This window comes from Streptomyces sp. NBC_00190 (assembly GCF_036203305.1).
GTDB lineage: Bacteria > Actinomycetota > Actinomycetes > Streptomycetales > Streptomycetaceae > Streptomyces.
On record NZ_CP108131.1, the window covers coordinates 7,160,451 to 7,177,821 of the forward strand.

The window sequence follows — 17,371 nt, forward strand, 5'->3', positions numbered from 1 at the left end:
GCCAAGGGCTACGGGCTGGTCCGAGGGGAAGTGGAGATCCTGGACGGGCTTCCCCCCGAGTACGCCCAGGGCATCTACGCGACTCCGGGAACCCACGATGCGCTCATCCGCTCTTCCAACGGCTCGGCCCACGCCGGAGCAGACGCGCGACTGGGCAACGCCACCGGACTGGCCCTGAAGATCTTCGGCATCCCCGGGCCGACCCTGCTGGAAGACGAACCGGACACGGGCACGTTCGACTACGCCAACATCAACGCACCGATCTTCTTCGGCAAGACTGTCGAGCGCTACGTGGTCCTCCAGGATTTGTTCCTGAACTCGTCGGCCTATTTCTCCCAGGGCCGAGCCGGCGCGCATCGTTTCTACACCGAGTTCGTGACCGGAAAGGGAACCCTCGACCAGGACGACTGGGCGTGGGATGAGTTCCTGGCCTTTCTGAGCCTGGCCAAGATCCCTCTGGTCAACGTATTGCTGTCGAGCTACTGGACGATGGGCGCGGTCAGGCACGGGGACTACATCGCCAAGGTGCGCATCACTCCCGACCCGGAATGCGCAGCTGCGGTGGTCCGGCGCGCCATCGACCCGACTTCCGCAGCGGAGGTCTTCCGACCGGCTCTGCAAGCCGAGCTGCAGGAGCGGCCCTACGCCTTCGACATCCAGATTCAGCTCTGCACCGATCTGGAGCGGATGCCGGTGGAGGACCCCACTGTGGAGTGGCCCGAGCAGCTCTCGCCGTCCGTCACCGTGGCCAGGCTGCGGCTGCCGCAGCAGGACATCTCCGGCCCGGAAAACCTGGAGAAGATGGACTCACTGTCCTTCACCCCTTGGCGGGTCACCGCAGAGCACGCGCCCCTGGGCAACATCATGCGGGCCCGCAAGGAGGTCTACCGGCACTCCTCCATCGCGCGCCACAAGCTCAACCAGCAGCCGCGCACAGAGCCCCGCAGCGCCGACGAGGTGCTTGGCGCTTGACCCGGTCCACCTCCGGTCAGACAGATCCGGATCACGGAAACAACCGCTCCGGCCCAAGCGGCGCAGGTGACCAGGAGTTCGCGGCGCCCTTGCGAGTGGCTCTCCGTGAGCCGGTTTCAGGGCGCTCTCTTCAGGCCATCGATGTGTGTCACTTGACCGTCTATGGCAGGCCGCCGACGGGGTCGGTCAGTGCGGTCGCCTCGGCCTCGGTCTCGCGGGTCACGGGGATCTCGGGGGTGCGGAACCGGTCGAGGAGGGCGAGGGCGGGACTGAAAGTCCGGTATGTGCCCCGTCTGCGGCGCCGGTGCAGTCCGCGACCAGCAGGCCCAGAGGCGCTGATCCCACGCTGCCCTCGAAGCAGAGGGCTCCAGGAACACGCCACTCCAGCGGCGTGATGGTGCATCAGAGAAGTCAGCAATCGGTCAGCACGAGTCCTGAAAGACCTGCGGAAAGCTGACCGAACATGCGAATCGTTGTAGGCTCCGGAGACCGCCCTTGACCTGCGTGAAGCAGGCAGGGAGCTGACATATCGGGAGTATTCGCATGCTTCGCACCATGTTCAAGTCCAAGATCCATCGGGCCACCGTCACGCAGGCCGATCTGCACTATGTCGGATCCGTGACCGTCGACGCCGATCTGCTGGACGCCGCGGATCTGCTGCCCGGGGAGTTGGTCCACATCGTGGACATCACCAACGGGGCGCGCCTGGAGACCTACGTCATCGAGGGGGAGCGCGGGTCCGGGGTCATCGGGATCAACGGTGCCGCCGCTCATCTGGTGCACCCCGGGGACCTGGTCATCCTCATCAGTTACGCGCAGGTCGAGGACGCCGAGGCCCGCGTGTTCCAGCCCCACGTCGTGCATGTCGACGCGGACAATCGCATCATCGAGCTGGGCGCGGATCCCTCCGCCCCGGTGCCCGGTACGGATCAGGAGCGCAGCCCGCACGCCGTGGCTGTCTGAGGGGAGTCGGGGACCATGGTCGAGGTCAAGGACGAGCGGAAGGCCGGACGGCTGCTGGCCTTCGAGGGCGGGGCGGTGGTGGGGTTCATCGCCTACTTCGTACTCGCCGAGGCCCCGCACGCTCTGGTGGCGGTGCACACCGTCGTCGAGCCGGGCCACGAGGGCCGGGGCATCGCCGGGGAGCTGGTGAAGACCCTCTACGGGATCGCCGCCGCCGAGGGCGTGCCCGTGGTTCCGCTCTGCCCGTACGCGGCGAGCTGGGCGGCCAAACACCCCGACCAGGCGCCGGAGCCGGCCCCCGAGGTCGTGTCGGCGGCCAAGGTCCAGCTCGATGCCGACGCCGACCTCTGGTGACGGATCTGCTCCTGCTGCACACCTCGCCCGCGCACGTCCCGGTCTTCGACGCGCTGCGGGACCGGAGCCACCCGGGAGCCGTACTGCGGCACCGGGTGGTTCCGGAGCTGCTCGACCGGGCCCGTGCCGAAGGGCCGCAGGCGGTGGCTCCGGATCTCGCCCGCCTGCTCGCCGAGGCCGGGCCGGTGCCCGTGCTGGTCACCTGCTCGACGATCGGGGCGACCGCGGAATCCCTCGCTCCGGCGCTCGGCTCCCCGGTGCTGCGCGTGGACCGGCCGATGGCGGCCGCCGCGGTGCGCACCGGCGCGCGGATCGTCGTACTGGCCACCGTGGAGTCGACCTTCGCGCCCACCTGTGAACTGCTGGCCGAGGAGGCCGGGGAGCGGCCGGTCTCGATCCGTACGCAGCTGGTCGCCGGAGCCTGGGAGCGCTTCGCCGCGGGGGACGACGCCGGCTCCCTCGCCCGGGTGGCCGAGGCCGCCGACGCCGTAATCGACGCCGACGTCATCGTGCTGGCCCAGGCCTCCATGGCAGGCGCCGCGGATCTCGTCACGACCCGGATCCCGGTGCTGTCCAGCCCGGCTCCCGGCCTGGCGGCGGGCCTGCGGCTGGCGGGGGCCTCGTAGGCAGCCTGCCGGGGCGGAATCCCCAGGGCTGATCCCGGGGCCTCGTACGGGCTTTCCGGGGGCGATTGCGGGAAAATGGGACCCATGGTGCGAAAACTCGAAGAGACGCAGCCACCGGTGCCGGAGCCCGAGCCGACCCCCGACCCCGCGCCCTTCCCGGACCCCGAGCCGATCCCGCGCCCGGTGCCACCCGTGCCCGGCCCCTTCCCGGAGCCGGACCCGGTGCCTCCGCCGCCAGGGCCCGCGCCGGTACCGCAGCCCGGGCCCTGGAGCTGAGCGGCCTCAGCCCGTCTGGACCTCGGTGCGGTCGCCGCTCCAGAGGGTGTGGAACGAGCCCGCTCGGTCGGTGCGCCGGTAGGTGTGCGCCCCGAAGAAGTCGCGCTGCCCCTGGGTGAGGGCCGCGGGAAGCCGCTCCGCGCGCAGCGCGTCGTAGTACGCCAGCGAAGCCGCGAAGGCGGGCACCGGGATGCCCTGGCGCACCGCCGCCACCAGCACGGACCGCCAGCCCTCCTGTGCCGCCCCGATCTCCTCGGCGAAACGCGCGTCCGCCAGTAGGCTCGGCAGCTCGGGCTGCGCGTCGTACGCGGCCCGGATCCGGTCCAGGAACGCGGCCCGGATGATGCAGCCGCCGCGCCACAGCGAGGCCACGGCGCTCAGGTCCACGCCCCAGCCGTACTCCTGGCTGCCCGCCTGGATCTGGTGGAAGCCCTGGGTGTACGAGACGATCTTCGAGGCGTACAGGGCCTCCTCCACCTGTGCGGCGAATTCCTCCGCAGCTTCCGGGGACAGCGCGGCGGCCGTCGGGCCCGCGAGCCCCCGTGCGGCCGTACGCAGGTCCGCGTGGCCGGAGACCGCCCGGGCGAAGACCGCCTCCGCGATCCCCGACACCGGCACGCCCAGGTCCAGGGCGATCTGCACGGTCCAGCGGCCGGTGCCCTTCTGCTCGGCGGCGTCGGCCACGACGTCCACGAACGGGCGGCCCGTCGCGGCGTCCGTGTGGGCGAGCACCTCGGCCGTGATCTCGATCAGGTACGAGTCGAGGCGCCCCTGGTTCCAGGTCCGGAAGGTCTCCGCGATCTTCGCGGGGGAGTAGCCGGCGACCTCGCGCAGCAGGTGGTACGCCTCGGCGATGAGCTGCATGTCGGCGTACTCGATGCCGTTGTGCACCATCTTGACGAAGTGTCCGGCGCCGTCGGGGCCCATGTGTGAGGTGCACGGCGTCCCGTCGGCGGCCTTCGCGGCGATCTTCTCCAGCAGCGGGCCGAGGGACGCGTACGACTCCTTCGAGCCGCCGGGCATGATGCTCGGCCCGAGCAGCGCACCCTCCTCACCGCCCGAGATGCCCACGCCCACGAAGTGGATGCCCTGTTCGCGCAGCTCCCTCTCGCGGCGCCGGGTGTCCTCGAAGTGCGCGTTGCCGCCGTCGATGATGACGTCGCCCTCCTCCAGGAGCGGCGCGAACTCGCGGATTACGGCGTCGGTCGGCTCCCCGGCCTTCACCATGATGACGAGGCGTCGGGGACGCTCCAGCGCGTCGACGAACTCCTTCGCGGACTCGGCTGCCACGAAGCGGCCCTCGTGGCCGAACTCCTTCACGAGAGCGGTGGTCTTCGAGGCGGTGCGGTTGTGCACGGCGACGGTGAAGCCGTTGCGGGCGAAGTTCCGGGCGAGGTTGCTGCCCATGACCGCGAGCCCGGTGACGCCGATCTGGGCTGTGCTGGTGCTCATCGTTGCGCTCCTGCGTGCTTCGGTGTGCGGGGAATGCCGACGCTACATCGACGCGGACGGCTACCGGTCCGATCGCCGCCGAGGGATTGTCAAATTCCGCTAAGGGGCGCCCCGTTGCGCCCCTTGTCATGCTCTGATCGTGACGTTAGGTTTTGCGTTTCCTGTTGTCTTCGATGGGGGCTCCCATGGGTGTACGGGGCCGGCACCGCCGGTATCAGCCGAGCAGTATCAACCGGGCCTCGCTCGCCGTCACCGCCGGTGGCGCCGGGATCGCGCTCCCGTTCATCGGCGCCGGAGCCGCGCACGCCGCCTCCGTGGACACCTGGAACAACGTCGCCGCCTGCGAATCGACGAACAACTGGCACGTCAACACCGGCAACGGCTATTACGGCGGCCTCCAGTTCAGCCAGAGCACCTGGCGGGCCTTCGGCGGTACCGTCTACGCCGCCCGCGCCGATCTGGCCACCAAGGACCAGCAGATAGCGGTCGCGGAGAAGGTCCTGAAGGGCCAGGGGCCCCAGGCCTGGCCGCAGTGCGGCAAGCAGGCCGGCCTCAGCCGCAGCGGCCAGGCGCCCGCGGCAGCGTCGCAGGGCCAGGCGCCGAAGGCGCAAGGTGCGCAGGCCCCACAGGGGGCGAAGACCGAGACGCGGCAGACGAAGGCCACCGGGCAGCAGGGCACCATGCCCCGCCCCACCGGAACCTCCGTGCTGCCGAACCCGTATGTGGTCGCGCCCGGTGACTCGCTCTCGGTGATCGCCACCGAGCAGCACGTCGAGGGCGGCTGGCAGGCGCTCTACGAGACCAACCGCGCCACCGTGGGAAGCAACCCGGACATGATCTTCCCCGGGCAGCGGCTCACCCTGCGGATCACCGGGGCCCCGCCCGCGCAGAACCCGGAGAAGCCGCCGCGCACGGCCGACCCGGTGAAGCCCGTGGAGCCGGCGGCGGAGAAGCCGGCCCAGAAACCTGCCGAAAAGCCCGCGGAGAAACCGGCCGAAAAGCCGGCGGAGAAGCCTGCCGAGAAGCCGGCCCCGGAGCCAGCCTCAGCGCAGCAGAAGCCCGCCGCGGGCGGATTCTCCGCCCCCGTCGACGCCTCCATCGGTACCGCCTACCGCGTCGCGGGCTCCTCCTGGTCCAGCGGCTACCACACGGGTGTCGACTTCCCGGTGGCGACCGGAACCTCCGTCAAGTCGGTCGGCCCCGGCCAGGTCGTCTCCGCCGGCTGGGCGGGTGCGTACGGCTACCAGGTCGTCATCCGGCACACCGACGGCCGGTACTCCCAGTACGCCCACCTGTCGGCGCTCGGCGTCAAGTCCGGCCAGCAGGTCTCCGGAGGCCAGCGGATCGGCCGCTCCGGCTCGACCGGCAACGCCAGTGGCCCCCACCTGCACTTCGAGATGCGTACGGGACCCGGCTACGGCTCCGACATCGACCCGCTGAAGTACCTCCGCTCCCACGGAGCCGACATCTGACCCACGTACGTGCGACGGTACGGCGGTGAGCAGGATCAGCCCGGCGGCGGCCACCACGGCGCAGGCCGCAGCCGCCGCCGTGCCGGCCGCCCCGTACCGGAAGCCCTCGTCGAACAGCGAGATGCCGACCGCCGCCGCGACCACGGGATTGACGACGGTCACCGTGGCCAGCGGCGCGGTCAGCCCGGCGCCCCGGTAGGCCGCCTGCGAGAGCAGCAGCCCGCCGGACGCGAGCACCGCGATCGCCGCGAGGTCCGGCCACAGCCCGCCCGGCGTGCCCGGACCGAAGCCCTCGGCCACGGACTTGGTGAACACCGAGGCCATGCCGAAGGACGTACCGGCCGCCGCGGCCAGCAGCACGCTGCGCAGCACCGCCCGGTGCATCCGGTGCGCCGCCAGGAACAGCGTCGCCACCCCGGCCCCGGTCACGAACAGCAGCAGGCTCCGCTCACCGCCCGCCAGGGACTGCGCCCGCCCGCCACCGCCGGTCAGGGCCAGCAGCCCCGCCAGACCCACCGTGGCCAGCACCGCCCCGCGCCAGGCCGCGGCGCCCGCCCGGCGCCCCACGAAGAAGGCCGCCATCGGGAGCGCGAAGACGATCGTGAGCGCGCCGAGGGGCTGGACCAGACTCAGCGGCCCGTACGCGAGGGCCGCCACGTGCAGCAGGGCGCCGAGACCGTTCAGCCCCACCGCCACCCACCAGACGCCCCGTCGCAGCGGCGCGAACGGGCGGTCCGGCGTGGTCGCCGCGACCTGTTCCTGGACGATCGCGCCACCCGCGTACGCCAGGGCGGACACGAGGCAGAGCAAGGCCGACAGCGCCAGTGCACTCATGAAGTCCACAATGCCCGACCCGACTTCGCTATTCCTCCGCCCACAGGGGGTCACGAGTCATACTCCTGGCGTAGTACGGGAGTACGCGATCAGGCACGCAGGGCAGCGGAGAAAGACCGGAGAAAGACCGGAGAAAGGCCACGTCTGGACGCGTACGGTGACACCCCGCACGCGGTATGTGAGCCCCGTGGCAGCGGGTTTGGCTGCGGGTGCGTCGGATCCGTACAGTTCCCCTTTTGGGGACTTCCGCAGCAGGCGGATGCGGACGAGTGATCAAGGAACGGCAGCGGCCATGACGGTGACCGAAGACAGCCAGGACTACGGGCACGCATACGGACCGGGCATCGATCCCGAGCGGCTGGCCCTCTGCCTCAGCGTGCTCGACGAGCTGGACAAGCTCGACGTCGACCACCCCGACGCGATCACCGTACGCCGCGCCACCGCCGGCCTGTACCGCACGGTCAAGCAGCGCCGCCGTCAGGAGCGCCGCGCCGCCAAGACCGCCAACGACAAGGCCGTCACCGAGGCGACCGCGACCGGCTCCGCCGAGCGCATCGACGACGAGACCGAGGGCATCCTGCCTTCCTCCGGCACCGAGGCCGGCCGGATCGCCGGGATACTCCAGCGCCCGCGCTCCTGCTACGTCTGCAAGACGCGGTACGTCGAGGTCGACTACTTCTACCACCAGCTCTGCCCGGACTGCGCCCTCGAGAACCGTGCCAAGCGCGAGGCCCGCGCCGACCTCACGGGCAAGCGCGCGCTGCTCACCGGCGGCCGGGCCAAGATCGGCATGTACATCGCGCTGCGGCTGCTGCGCGACGGCGCGCACACCACGATCACCACTCGCTTCCCCAAGGACGCCATCCGCCGCTTCAAGGCGATGGACGACTCGGCGGACTGGATGCACCGCCTGGAGGTCGTCGGCATCGACCTTCGCGACCCGGCCCAGGCCGTGGCGCTCTCCGACCAGGTGGCCGAGGCCGGTCCGCTCGACATCCTGATCAACAACGCGACGCAGACCGTGCGCCGCCTGCCCACCGCCTACGCCGCGCTGGTCGAGGGGGAGGCCGCCCCGCTGCCGGCCGGCGAGCTCCCCGCCCACCACGTCATCGGCGCCTTCAACTCCGGCGCGGTCGACGGCCTGGCGGCGCTGCCCGTCGGCGTGAGCGGGCTCGAGGCGCAGAAGGTCGCCGACCTCGCCCTGGTCGCGGGCAACGCCAGCCTGGAGCGGCATCTCGCCGGCACCGCCATCGACGCGGGCGGCCTGCTGCCCGACGTCGTCGAGAGCAACACCTGGGTGCAGACCATCGACCAGATCTCCCCGGTGGAGCTGCTCGAGACCCAGCTGTGCAACTACACGTCGCCGTTCATCCTGATCAGCGCGCTCCGGCCGGCCATGGCCGAGGCCGCCCGGAAGGCGTCCAGCGGGCGTGCCTACGTCGTCAACGTCTCGGCGATGGAGGGCGTCTTCAGCCGCGGATACAAGGGCGCGGGGCACCCGAACACCAATGCCGCCAAGGCCGCGATGAACATGGTGACGCGGACCAGCGGCCAGGAGATGTTCGAGGCGGACCGCATCCTCATGACCTCGATCGACACCGGCTGGATCACCGACGAGCGCCCGCACTTCGACAAGCTGCGCCTGGCCGAGGAGGGCTTCCACGCCCCCCTCGACCTGGTCGACGGCGCGGCCCGGGTCTACGACCCGATCGTCCGCGGCGAACTCGGTGAGGACCTCTTCGGAGTCTTCCTCAAGGACTACGCCCCCGCGAACTGGTAGGGCCGGCGGGCGCCTACGTGCGTCCCACAGCCGATCCCCTGGGTCCCCTGGGACCCGACGGCCCCCTCGGTGCCCCGAGGGGGCCGTTCGCGTTCCCGGCGGGCCCGGACGCCCGGTACGCGCCCGCCGCGACCAGCTCCAGCACCGGCCGCCAGTCCTCCAGCACGCCCGCGTCCAGGCCCGCGGCGCCGGCCGTGTCGTGTGCCTGGAGCAGGTCCGCCGCCGCCTCGCCGTCCGGGCCGGCCGCCGTCAGGGCGCGGAGGCCCGCCTCGTCCCCGGCCCGCGCGTGCAGCCGTACCAGCCGGGCCACCCGCTCGCCCAGCAGCGGGCGGACCGCCTCAGCGTGATCGGTCCGGGACACTCCGTCACCCGGACGGAGCAGCTCGCCGAGATCCAGTACGAGCCCCGCTGTCTGGAGTTCCTTGTCGAAGGGGTGGGCGCGGCGAAGCAGGGCCGCAGTCCGCAGGCCACGGCCGTCGCGGCAGGCGTGCAGAAGATCCATCAGCTCTGGAACGCTTGAGATGTACGGCACTTCGAACCCCCGTATTCCGGACCTCGCCACCGCCGCTCCCCCCGTCGCCCCCGCGCGCATCCGGCGTCGAGCGGACCATGCTTGTCGCACCCGCGGGTCGAAGACTTCCTGAACTCGCGGCGAAAACAAGAGGGCGACGCGGATTTTGCCTTTCTATCGAGCGGAGGCCCGCTCATATGTGTACTCTGGGGCATCAAGAAGGCCCCATCCGGGCCACGCTCCACCAAGGCGCCACCGCGTCCGGAAACCCTTTAGCCCTTGCCCGGCTCGCGGTCCGCCTGCCGGGTTGCGCGACACGAAGGAGTGCGCGGTGACAGAAATCACGAAGCCCGAACCGACGTCGCTGGAGCGGTCGGGGTCGCGGCCCAAGTCGCGGACCGACGAGCTCGGAAGCCTCGAAGTCTGGGCGCGGTCCGCCCCCATCCGGCTGGCGGGGTACGAGGACGACCTGGCGGAGTCGCACATCCTGCCCGGCGTCGACTAGCGCGGCCCGAGCGACCGGAGGGTCCACGCCGGCCGGTCCGAAGAGAAGAGCGGTACTGAGCGCCCCCGAGCCGACCCGCACCGGGGGCGCTGCCCTGTCCGGCCGGGCACCGCGGGAAGTTCCCGGGCCGCCTACGCCGTGAGCGTCATCGCTGACGGCGATCAAGACTTCCCGCCGCGCGGCCGCCCGGGCAGGCTGAGCCGCATGAAGCTACTGATGCTGGGTGGAACCGAATTCGTCGGACGCGCGATCACCGAGGACGCCCTCGACCGGGGCTGGGAGGTGACCGTCTTCCACCGCGGCCACCACGCGCCCCCGCCGGGCACCGATGCCCTGCACGGCGACCGCACCGCCCCCGGCGGCCTGGACGCCCTTGCCGAGGGGGAGTGGGACCTCGTCGTGGACACCTGGGGCGGTGCTCCCACCGCCGTGCGCGACAGCGCCCGGCTGCTGCGCGACCGGGTCGGGCGGTACGCGTACGTCTCCAGCCGCTCCGTGCACGCCTATCCCGCACCGGCCGGGCTGGACGAGGAGGGTCCCCTGGTGGAGGGCTCGCCCGACGCCGGATCCATCGCCTACGCCGAGGACAAGCGCGGCGCCGAACTCGCTGCCCTGGACGCCTTCGGCGACCGCGCGCTGCTGGCGCGCGCCGGGCTGATCCTCGGCCCGTACGAGAACGTCGGCCGACTGCCCTGGTGGCTGAACCGCACCGCCCGCGGCGGTCCGGTCCTCGCCCCCGGCCCGCGCGAACTCCCGCTCCAGTACATCGACGTACGCGACCTCGCCCGCTGGACCCTCGACGCGGCCGCCGCCGGGCAGGGCGGCGCGTACAACGTGGTCTCCGCGCCCGGGCACGCCACGATGGGAAGCCTCCTGGAGGCCTGCGCCGCCACCACCGGCGGCGCGGCCGAACTGCGCTGGACCGACCCGGCCGTGATCATGGAGGCCGGCGTCCAGCCCTGGACCGAGCTGCCGGTCTGGACCGGGACGGGCGAGCCCCACGACTACATGCACGCCGGCGACGTGTCCAAGGCCCTGGCCGCGGGCCTCAAGTGCCGCCCGGTCGAGGAGACCGTCGCCGACACCTGGGCCTGGCTCCAGAGCCTCGGCGGGATCGCCCCGCAGCGTCCCGACCGGCCGGCCCCGGGCCTGGACGCGCAGCGGGAGGCGGCACTACTCGGGCTCTGACCAGGCGGCTTCCGCGAGCCGGGTGGGCGGCAGGTACTCGCGCAGCAGCGTGCGGTGCCACCACGCACCCGTCTCGCGCAGCTCCCGCCAGCTGGTGAACCGGTAGCGGTACAGCAGGGCGCGGACATAGCGGGGCGGGGCGTCCGGGAAGGGGTTGTGGCGCAGCAGCCGCAGCGTGTCCCGGTCACCCGCCAGCAGCCGCTCCACGAAGGGCCCGAACCAGTCCCGCGCATAGCCGGGGGAGAGCGCCGCGAACCACATCAGCCAGTCCAGGCGCAGATGGTACGGGGCGAACTGGCGCGGCACCCTGCCCGGTTCACCCGGCTTCCCCTTGAAGCCGTACTCCCGCCAGTCCCCGTCCGCGTGCGGCACCCGGTCGGCGGTGCCCTCCACCACCACCTCGTCCCGGATCCGGCCCACCGACCCGAACGCCCCGTACGTATTGACCAGGTGGAGCGAGTCGAACGAGCGGTTCATCACCTGGCGGCGCGAGACCATGTTGAGCACCGGATGACGGCTCAGCACCAGCACCAGCACGGTCACCGCGCAGACCAGGACCACGAACCACACCGGCGCCGCCCGCGAGGCCTGGGCCGGGGGAGCGCCCGCGAGCCCGGTGAAGTCCACGGCCGACAGGGCGAGCGTGATCGTCAGCCAGTTCAGCCAGGCGAAATTTCCCGACAGGACGAGCCACAGCTGCGTCGCCACGATGATCCCCGCGGCGTACGAGGCCACCGGCTGCGGAGTGAACAGCAGTACCGGGACGGCCAGTTGGGTCACGTGGTTGGCCCCGCACTCCACCCGGTGCAGCGGTTTCGGCAGGTGGTGGAAGAACCAGCTCAGCGGCCCCGGCATCGGCTGCGTCTCATGGTGGTAGTAGAGGCAGGTGAGCTTGCGCCAGCAGGAGTCCCCGCGGATCTTGATCAGCCCGGCTCCGAACTCCACCCGGAAGAGCACCCAGCGCAGTAGCCACAGCACCAGCACCGGTGGCCCGGCCCGCGCGTTGCCCAGGAAGACGGCGAGGAATCCCACCTCCAGCAGCAGCGACTCCCAGCCGAAGGAGTACCAGGTCTGCCCGACGTTCACGATGGAGAGGTACAGCAGCCACAGCAGGGCCCACATCCCCATGGCCGCGCCCAGCGGCACCTCGTCCCCGGCCCCGGCGGCCAGCGCGCCGGCCAGCACCGCCCCGGCCCAGGCGCACGCCGCGAACAGTCGGTCGGAGTAGCGCAGTTGGAACAGGCTCGGGGCGCGCCGGAAGGGCACGTACCGCACGTAGCGCGGTACGGGCAGCATGCCCCGCGCCCCGATGAGGGCCCGGAACTGCAGGGCGGCCCCGACGAAGGCGAAGAGGTAGACGCCGGCGAGGGCCCGCTGGAAGACCAGCCGGCCCAGCCAGTACCAGGGCGCCGTGAACCAGTCCATCGCCTCCAGTATCGGACCGGTCAGGCGGCGGTGGCCAGCCTGCGCACGTGGCGGCCCAGCCAGCGCGCGTAGCGCAGCTGGAGGAAGGGGATCACCGGGCCCGCGAGCCGGGTGTACCAGCAGGCGGGGCGGCTGAAGGCGGTCACGGTGAACCACACGGTGCCGTCGGGGTCCATGTCCACGATGAAGGACTCCTCCCCGCACTCCGGGTGGCCCGTCAGCGTGCCGTACGCGAAACCGATCCGGGCGGGTTCGTACGCCGTCCAGACCACCTCGCACGGAGCCTCGATGCGCAGCGGACCGAAGCCGATCCCGACGATCACCCGGCTGCCGGGGCGGACGGCCCCGGTCGTGTCGGCGTCACCGCGGATCCGCATGCCCGAGGTCCGGTGCGCCTGGAAGGTGGTCACCGCGACGCCGGCGGCCTCGAAGGCGGACCGGCCGTGCCCGATCCGGACCCGGTGGTGCAGGTGGTGGTATCCGGCGGGCAGCGGTCGCTCGGCGGTGGCGCCGCGATCGGGGTAGCTGAGGGCGTCCCGGCCGGCGCTGGTGAGGCGGGTCATGGCGTGGTCTCCTGTCGGTCTGCGGTCAGTCGGCGCCAGGCCAGCACCGAGCACAGGGCGAATCCGAGGGCGTTCGCGAGGCCGTGGGTCGCGGCCATCCAGGTCAAGGTGGGGTGCACGACGCCGGTGGCCTCGCCGACCGCCCACCACAGGGCGAGCAGCATGGTGGCCAGCAGTACCGCGGCCGAAGTGGCGAGCAGCGCACGCGTGGTCCGGTCTCCTGCGGCCGGGCGGATCTCCTGCCAGGTCAGCAGGGCCACGGCCCACATTCCGCCGGTCAGGACCACCGCGCCCGCCAGTTCGGCCCAGTCGTCGACGAAGTAGCCGAGGAGCACGAGCAGGGTGCCCGCGGGGACGCTGTACGCGGCCCAGCGCGCGCCCGGTCCGGGTGCCGCGGCCCGGCACACCAGCCCGGCGACCAGGGCCGCCGTGAATCCGGCGAAGTGGAAGTGGGGCACGGTGAGCGCCAGGATGTCGAGGTCGAAGCCGAAGAGCCGGTGGCCGGCGCGCTCGGCGACCAGGGCGGTCCCGGCGACCGACGGCGCGACCAGCGCGGTGGCCACCGCGACGTCCGCGGGGCCCGGGCGGCCGCGCAGGAGCCCGGCCGGGGCCCGCGCCGCGAGGGCCAGGCAGGCCGCGGCGTACAGCGCGGCGAGCGTCGTGGCGAGTGTTCCGCGCGGCAGCCAGAGGGAGACCGCGCCGAGGGCGGCGGGCCATGGCCACAGGCGGGCGGTCCGGCGCAGCCCGGCCGGGCCGATCAGGCGCAGTCCGGCCGGGACCACGTAGAGCATGCCCAGGGTGACGATCACGTTCACTAGTACCGTCACGGCGGACTCCCCTCCCCATTGCGGTCGAACGCTTTGAACGCGTTCAACCCATGGCCGTGACTCTACGGGCTTCCTTGAACATGTTCAAGAAGCGCTCCGGTTGCGGCCTTGCCGTGGATGCGGCAGACAAGAGGGAGCAACCGGGGCGAAAAGGGAGATTCACGTGCACGCACCGACACCTCCGACACATCGTCAGGCGCCGCGCCGTCATGCACCGGCCGGCGCCGCGCTGTTCGCGGCCCTCGGCCTGTTCGCCGCGGCGTGCGGCGGCTCCGAGGAGCCCAGCGGGGCAGCGGGATCCGAGAGCCAGGAGGTCCACCTCCAGCCCGTGGCCGCCGCGGGTCCCGCACCCTTCACCGCCACCTCGGCCACCGCCGAGTCCGCGCCCGTCCAGCCGCCGCTGCCCAACCGGACCGGACAGGGCATCCGCACGGTGAACGCGGCCACCCCCGGCCTGTACGCCGGCACCGAACGGCTCGGCAGCTGCGACGTGGAACAGCAGGTCCGCTATCTGACCGCCGACAACGCCAAGGCGCACGCCTTCGCCCAGGCCTCCGACATCGAACAGGCGAAGGTCCCGGAATTCCTCCGGGGCCTCACCCCCGTGGTGCTCCGCGCCGACACCCGGGTCACCAGCCACGGCTTCCGCGACGGCCGCGCCGACAGCTTCCAGGCCGTTCTCCAGGCAGGAACCGCCGTGCTCGTCGACGAGCACGGCATGCCCCGGGTCCGATGCGCCTGCGGCAACCCGCTGCTCGCGCCCCGCGCCGCCAAGGGCTCCCCGGTGCAAAAGGGTGACCCGTGGAACGGCTACCAGCCCAACCAGGTCGTGGTCATCGAGCCCACCACCCACGCGATCAACAACCTGGTGATCGTCAACATCGCCGACAACACCTGGATCGAACGCAAGAGGGGCGACGACGGCGCCCAGGACCGGCCTCCGCGGGTGCTGCCCGACTTCGACCCGGCCGACGGCATCCCCACCGGGCCCGTCACCCCGCCCGGGGCCGGGCCCGCCGAACCCTGCCCGGCGTCCGGGGCCGAGGACTGCCCGCCGCGGTCACCGGGAGCACCGGCCGGGCCGGGCGAGGGGCGGGGGCAGAATCCGGCCGAGCAGCCGGGCCTGGCCGTACCGCCGCAGCAACAGCAACAGCAAGAGCAGCCGTCGGACCTGCAGCTGTCCGACCAGCAGCTCTCGGACCAGCCTCTGTCGGACCAGCCTCTGTCGGACCAGCAGTTCTCCGACCAGCAGCTCTCGGACCAGCCTCTGTCGGACCAGCCCCTGTCGGACCAGCCGCTGTCCGACCAGCCGCCCTCGGACCAGCCGTCCGACCTGCCCCTGTCCGCCCCGCCCCTGTCCGATCTGCCCGCGGACGCTCCCATGGACGTTTCCCCGGACACGTCGACGGACGTCCCGTCCGACCGGTCGCAGCCGCCTTACGACCCCATCGGGCCGGGCGCCGTCCCGGACGGGCAGCAGCAGCCGCCCTCCGACCCGGCGCCGCCGCCCTCCGACCCGGTCTCCCCGCTGGAGAGCGCCTGACCGGCCCGTGTGTCATGGTGGATCGGTGCCGACCACCGTATCGCTGCCGGACGACTGGCCCGCACACCCGGACCGGTCGCTCGCGCTCAACCGCATGGGCAGCTTCGACTGGGACCTGGTCACAGGGCTCATGCACCTGGACGGGGCAGCTCTCGACGTCTTCGACACGGCCCCTCACGAATACGACGGACGGCCCGAATCCCTCTCCCCGCGCGTCCCGCCGACCGAGGCCACCCGGCTCGACGCCCTCGTCTCCAGCGCCCTCAAGGGCGGCGAGGACAGCTACGGCGCCTACTTCCGCATCCGCTGCCACAACGGCCGGCTGCGCTGGACGCACACCCAGGGCCGCGTCATGCGCGGCCGGGACGGGCGCCCCTACCGGATCATCGGCATCGTCCGGGACGCGACCGACGAGCTTAGCCACTCGGCGGAACGGCTCGGCCTCGACGAGGAGCGGCGTCGCCAGACGTCGGTGGTCGAGAGCACCACCGCCGCCCTCGCCCACGCCCGCACCGTGCAGGACGTCATCGACGCGCTCGGCGACGCCCACGGGCTGGAACGCCTCGGCTCGATGGGCATGGTGATGGGCCTCGTCGAGGCCGGGCGGATCCACCTCGTCGCCGAGGGGCCGACGGGAAGCTTCGTACCCGGAACGCGGTACACCCGCATCGACGAGCAGTACCCGATGAGCGAGGTCGTGCGCTCGCTCCAGCCGCGCTTCCTCGACTCCGCGCAGGAGTTCGCCACGGACTATCCAGGTCTCTGGGCGAAGATCTCGTCGATGGACATCTCGGCGGCCGCGTACCTGCCGCTGATCGCCCAGGCCAGGCCCATCGGCGCGATCGGGCTCCTCTACCAGGACAAGGACGGCTTCACCCAGGACGAGCGGAACCTGCTCGTCGCGCTCGGCAGCAGCATCGCGCAGAGCCTGCAGCGGGCCATGCTGCTGGAGCAGGAGCACGACCTGGCGGAAGGCCTCCAGCAGGCCATGCTGCCGAGGCGGATCCCTTCGGTGCCGGGCGCGGAGATCGCCGTACGGTACCGCTCCGCCCGGATGGGCCAGGACATCGGCGGCGACTGGTACGACGTCATCCCGATGCCGGGCGGCCGGGTCGGCGCGGTCATCGGCGACGTCCAGGGCCACGACACGCACGCGGCCGCGGTGATGGGCCAGCTGCGGATCGTGCTGCGCGCGTACGCCGCCGAGGGCCACTCGCCGGGCACGGTCATGGCCCGGGCCTCCGTCTTCCTGCACGAACTGGACACCGACCGCTTCGCGACGTGCACGTACGTGCAGGCCGACCTGTCCACGGGGGTGCTGCAACTGGTCCGGGCGGGCCACATCGACCCGTTGCTGCGCACCCGGGACGGGGACTGCAGGCGGCTCCCGGTGGGAGGCGGCATGCCGCTCGGCCTCTCGGCGGAGTTCGGCCGCTTGGAGTACCCGGTGACGACGGTGGAGCTGGACCCGGGTGAAACGATCCTGCTGTGCACGGACGGCCTGGTGGAGCAGCCCGGCGCCGACCTCGACGACGGGATCCAGTACCTGACCTCGCTGATCCGCAGCGGACCGGCGGACATGCAGCTCCTCGCGGACCGGCTGTGCGGCGTCGTGGACGAGCGGGGCGGCGACGACGACATGGCGCTGCTCCTGCTGCGCCGCGAGGTGCCGGACGCTCCGCAGGGCGGCGGCCGCCTCCGGCAGCACGTGGCACCGGGGGATCCGGAGGCCCTGGTGGCGGCGCGCCACATGATCGGAGCGGCGGTGCGCGCGTGGGGTGCGCGGGAGCGGGCCGACGAGATCGAGCTCGTCGCGGACGAGCTGATCGTGAACGCCCTGATGCACACGGACGGCCCGGCGATCGTGACCCTGCGGGTCCTGGCCGGGACCGACCGGCGTCTGCGGGTGGAGGTCGAGGACCGGTCGAGCGCGCTGCCGAGGCGCCGGGAGGCGGGTGACGCGGGGGTGTCCGGGCGGGGGCTGATGCTCGTGGACCGGCTGGCGGATGTGTGGGGCGTGGAGTCGCGGGGCAGCGGCAAGTGCGTGTGGTGCGAGTTCGTGATGGGCTGACCGGGGCGG

15 protein-coding genes and 1 pseudogene are annotated in these 17,371 nt (G+C 72.2%); 10 read left to right on the top strand and 6 right to left on the bottom strand.

Going from position 1 to position 17,371, the window contains the following annotated elements; translation table 11 throughout:
* Window positions 1-30 precede the first annotated feature (30 nt).
* From OG429_RS33315 to OG429_RS33330, 4 genes are all read left to right on the top strand, one after another.
* Window positions 31-972: a catalase family protein gene (locus OG429_RS33315; RefSeq protein WP_328928972.1), complete on the top strand. Its 942-nt coding sequence runs from the start codon at window positions 31-33 to the stop codon at window positions 970-972.
* 543 nt (window positions 973-1,515) lie between these two features.
* Window positions 1,516-1,935: an aspartate 1-decarboxylase gene (gene panD, locus OG429_RS33320; RefSeq protein ID WP_328928973.1), complete on the top strand. Its 420-nt coding sequence runs from the start codon at window positions 1,516-1,518 to the stop codon at window positions 1,933-1,935.
* 15 nt (window positions 1,936-1,950) lie between these two features.
* A complete protein-coding gene (locus OG429_RS33325) occupies window positions 1,951-2,289 on the top strand; it encodes a GNAT family N-acetyltransferase (protein WP_328928974.1) in 339 nt (112 codons plus the stop codon).
* On the top strand, window positions 2,283-2,915 hold the full coding sequence (locus OG429_RS33330) for an aspartate/glutamate racemase family protein (protein ID WP_328930496.1): 633 nt from the start codon (window positions 2,283-2,285) through the stop codon (window positions 2,913-2,915). Before OG429_RS33325 ends, OG429_RS33330 begins: the two co-directional genes overlap by 7 nt.
* Before the next feature lie 282 nt (window positions 2,916-3,197).
* Here the strand turns inward: OG429_RS33330 and gndA are convergent, their stop codons facing one another.
* The gene (gene gndA, locus OG429_RS33335) at window positions 3,198-4,643 is read right to left on the bottom strand and encodes an NADP-dependent phosphogluconate dehydrogenase (protein WP_328928975.1); all 1,446 of its coding nucleotides are present in this window, start codon (window positions 4,641-4,643) and stop codon (window positions 3,198-3,200) included.
* Window positions 4,644-4,828: 185 nt separating this feature from the next.
* Here gndA and OG429_RS33340 point away from each other — a divergent pair, with 185 nt between their 5' ends.
* Window positions 4,829-6,115, top strand: coding sequence for a transglycosylase family protein (locus OG429_RS33340; RefSeq protein WP_328928976.1), 1,287 nt, complete (start codon window positions 4,829-4,831; stop codon window positions 6,113-6,115).
* A gap of 99 nt (window positions 6,116-6,214) precedes the next feature.
* Here OG429_RS33340 and OG429_RS33345 read toward each other — a convergent pair.
* A pseudogene (locus OG429_RS33345) lies at window positions 6,215-6,949 on the bottom strand (DMT family transporter); the annotation flags it as partial.
* A 292-nt stretch (window positions 6,950-7,241) separates the two neighbouring features.
* On the opposite strand from OG429_RS33345, the gene OG429_RS33350 reads away from it, so the two are divergent.
* The gene (locus OG429_RS33350) at window positions 7,242-8,729 is read left to right on the top strand and encodes an SDR family NAD(P)-dependent oxidoreductase (protein WP_328928977.1); all 1,488 of its coding nucleotides are present in this window, start codon (window positions 7,242-7,244) and stop codon (window positions 8,727-8,729) included.
* Between the two features lie 13 nt (window positions 8,730-8,742).
* Here the strand turns inward: OG429_RS33350 and OG429_RS33355 are convergent, their stop codons facing one another.
* A complete protein-coding gene (locus tag OG429_RS33355) occupies window positions 8,743-9,231 on the bottom strand; it encodes a hypothetical protein (protein WP_328928978.1) in 489 nt (162 codons plus the stop codon).
* A 340-nt stretch (window positions 9,232-9,571) separates the two neighbouring features.
* Here OG429_RS33355 and OG429_RS33360 point away from each other — a divergent pair, with 340 nt between their 5' ends.
* Both OG429_RS33360 and OG429_RS33365 read left to right on the top strand, forming a co-directional pair.
* Window positions 9,572-9,745 carry a hypothetical protein gene (locus OG429_RS33360; RefSeq protein WP_328928979.1) on the top strand — a complete coding sequence of 58 codons (174 nt, stop codon included), beginning with the start codon at window positions 9,572-9,574 and terminating at the stop codon, window positions 9,743-9,745.
* 204 nt (window positions 9,746-9,949) lie between these two features.
* Entirely contained in the window at window positions 9,950-10,933 is a 984-nt protein-coding gene (locus OG429_RS33365) for an NAD-dependent epimerase/dehydratase family protein (protein ID WP_328928980.1), read from the top strand.
* Here the strand turns inward: OG429_RS33365 and OG429_RS33370 are convergent.
* The 3 genes from OG429_RS33370 to OG429_RS33380 are packed head-to-tail and all read right to left on the bottom strand — an operon-like array spanning window position 10,919 to window position 13,748.
* Window positions 10,919-12,358: a lipase maturation factor family protein gene (locus tag OG429_RS33370; protein WP_328928981.1), complete on the bottom strand. Its 1,440-nt coding sequence runs from the start codon at window positions 12,356-12,358 to the stop codon at window positions 10,919-10,921. The genes OG429_RS33365 and OG429_RS33370 overlap by 15 nt on opposite strands.
* Window positions 12,359-12,378: 20 nt before the next feature.
* A complete protein-coding gene (locus OG429_RS33375) occupies window positions 12,379-12,921 on the bottom strand; it encodes a DUF1990 family protein (RefSeq protein WP_328928982.1) in 543 nt (180 codons plus the stop codon).
* Window positions 12,918-13,748 carry a YndJ family protein gene (locus OG429_RS33380; RefSeq protein WP_328928983.1) on the bottom strand — a complete coding sequence of 277 codons (831 nt, stop codon included), beginning with the start codon at window positions 13,746-13,748 and terminating at the stop codon, window positions 12,918-12,920. The genes OG429_RS33375 and OG429_RS33380 overlap by 4 nt, the downstream gene beginning before the upstream one ends.
* Before the next feature lie 163 nt (window positions 13,749-13,911).
* Here OG429_RS33380 and OG429_RS33385 point away from each other — a divergent pair, with 163 nt between their 5' ends.
* Window positions 13,912-15,291, top strand: coding sequence for a DUF6777 domain-containing protein (locus OG429_RS33385; protein WP_328928984.1), 1,380 nt, complete (start codon window positions 13,912-13,914; stop codon window positions 15,289-15,291).
* A gap of 7 nt (window positions 15,292-15,298) precedes the next feature.
* Window positions 15,299-17,362, top strand: a complete 2,064-nt coding sequence (locus tag OG429_RS33390) for a SpoIIE family protein phosphatase (protein ID WP_328928985.1) — start codon at window positions 15,299-15,301, stop codon at window positions 17,360-17,362.
* Window positions 17,363-17,371: the final 9 nt, after the last annotated feature.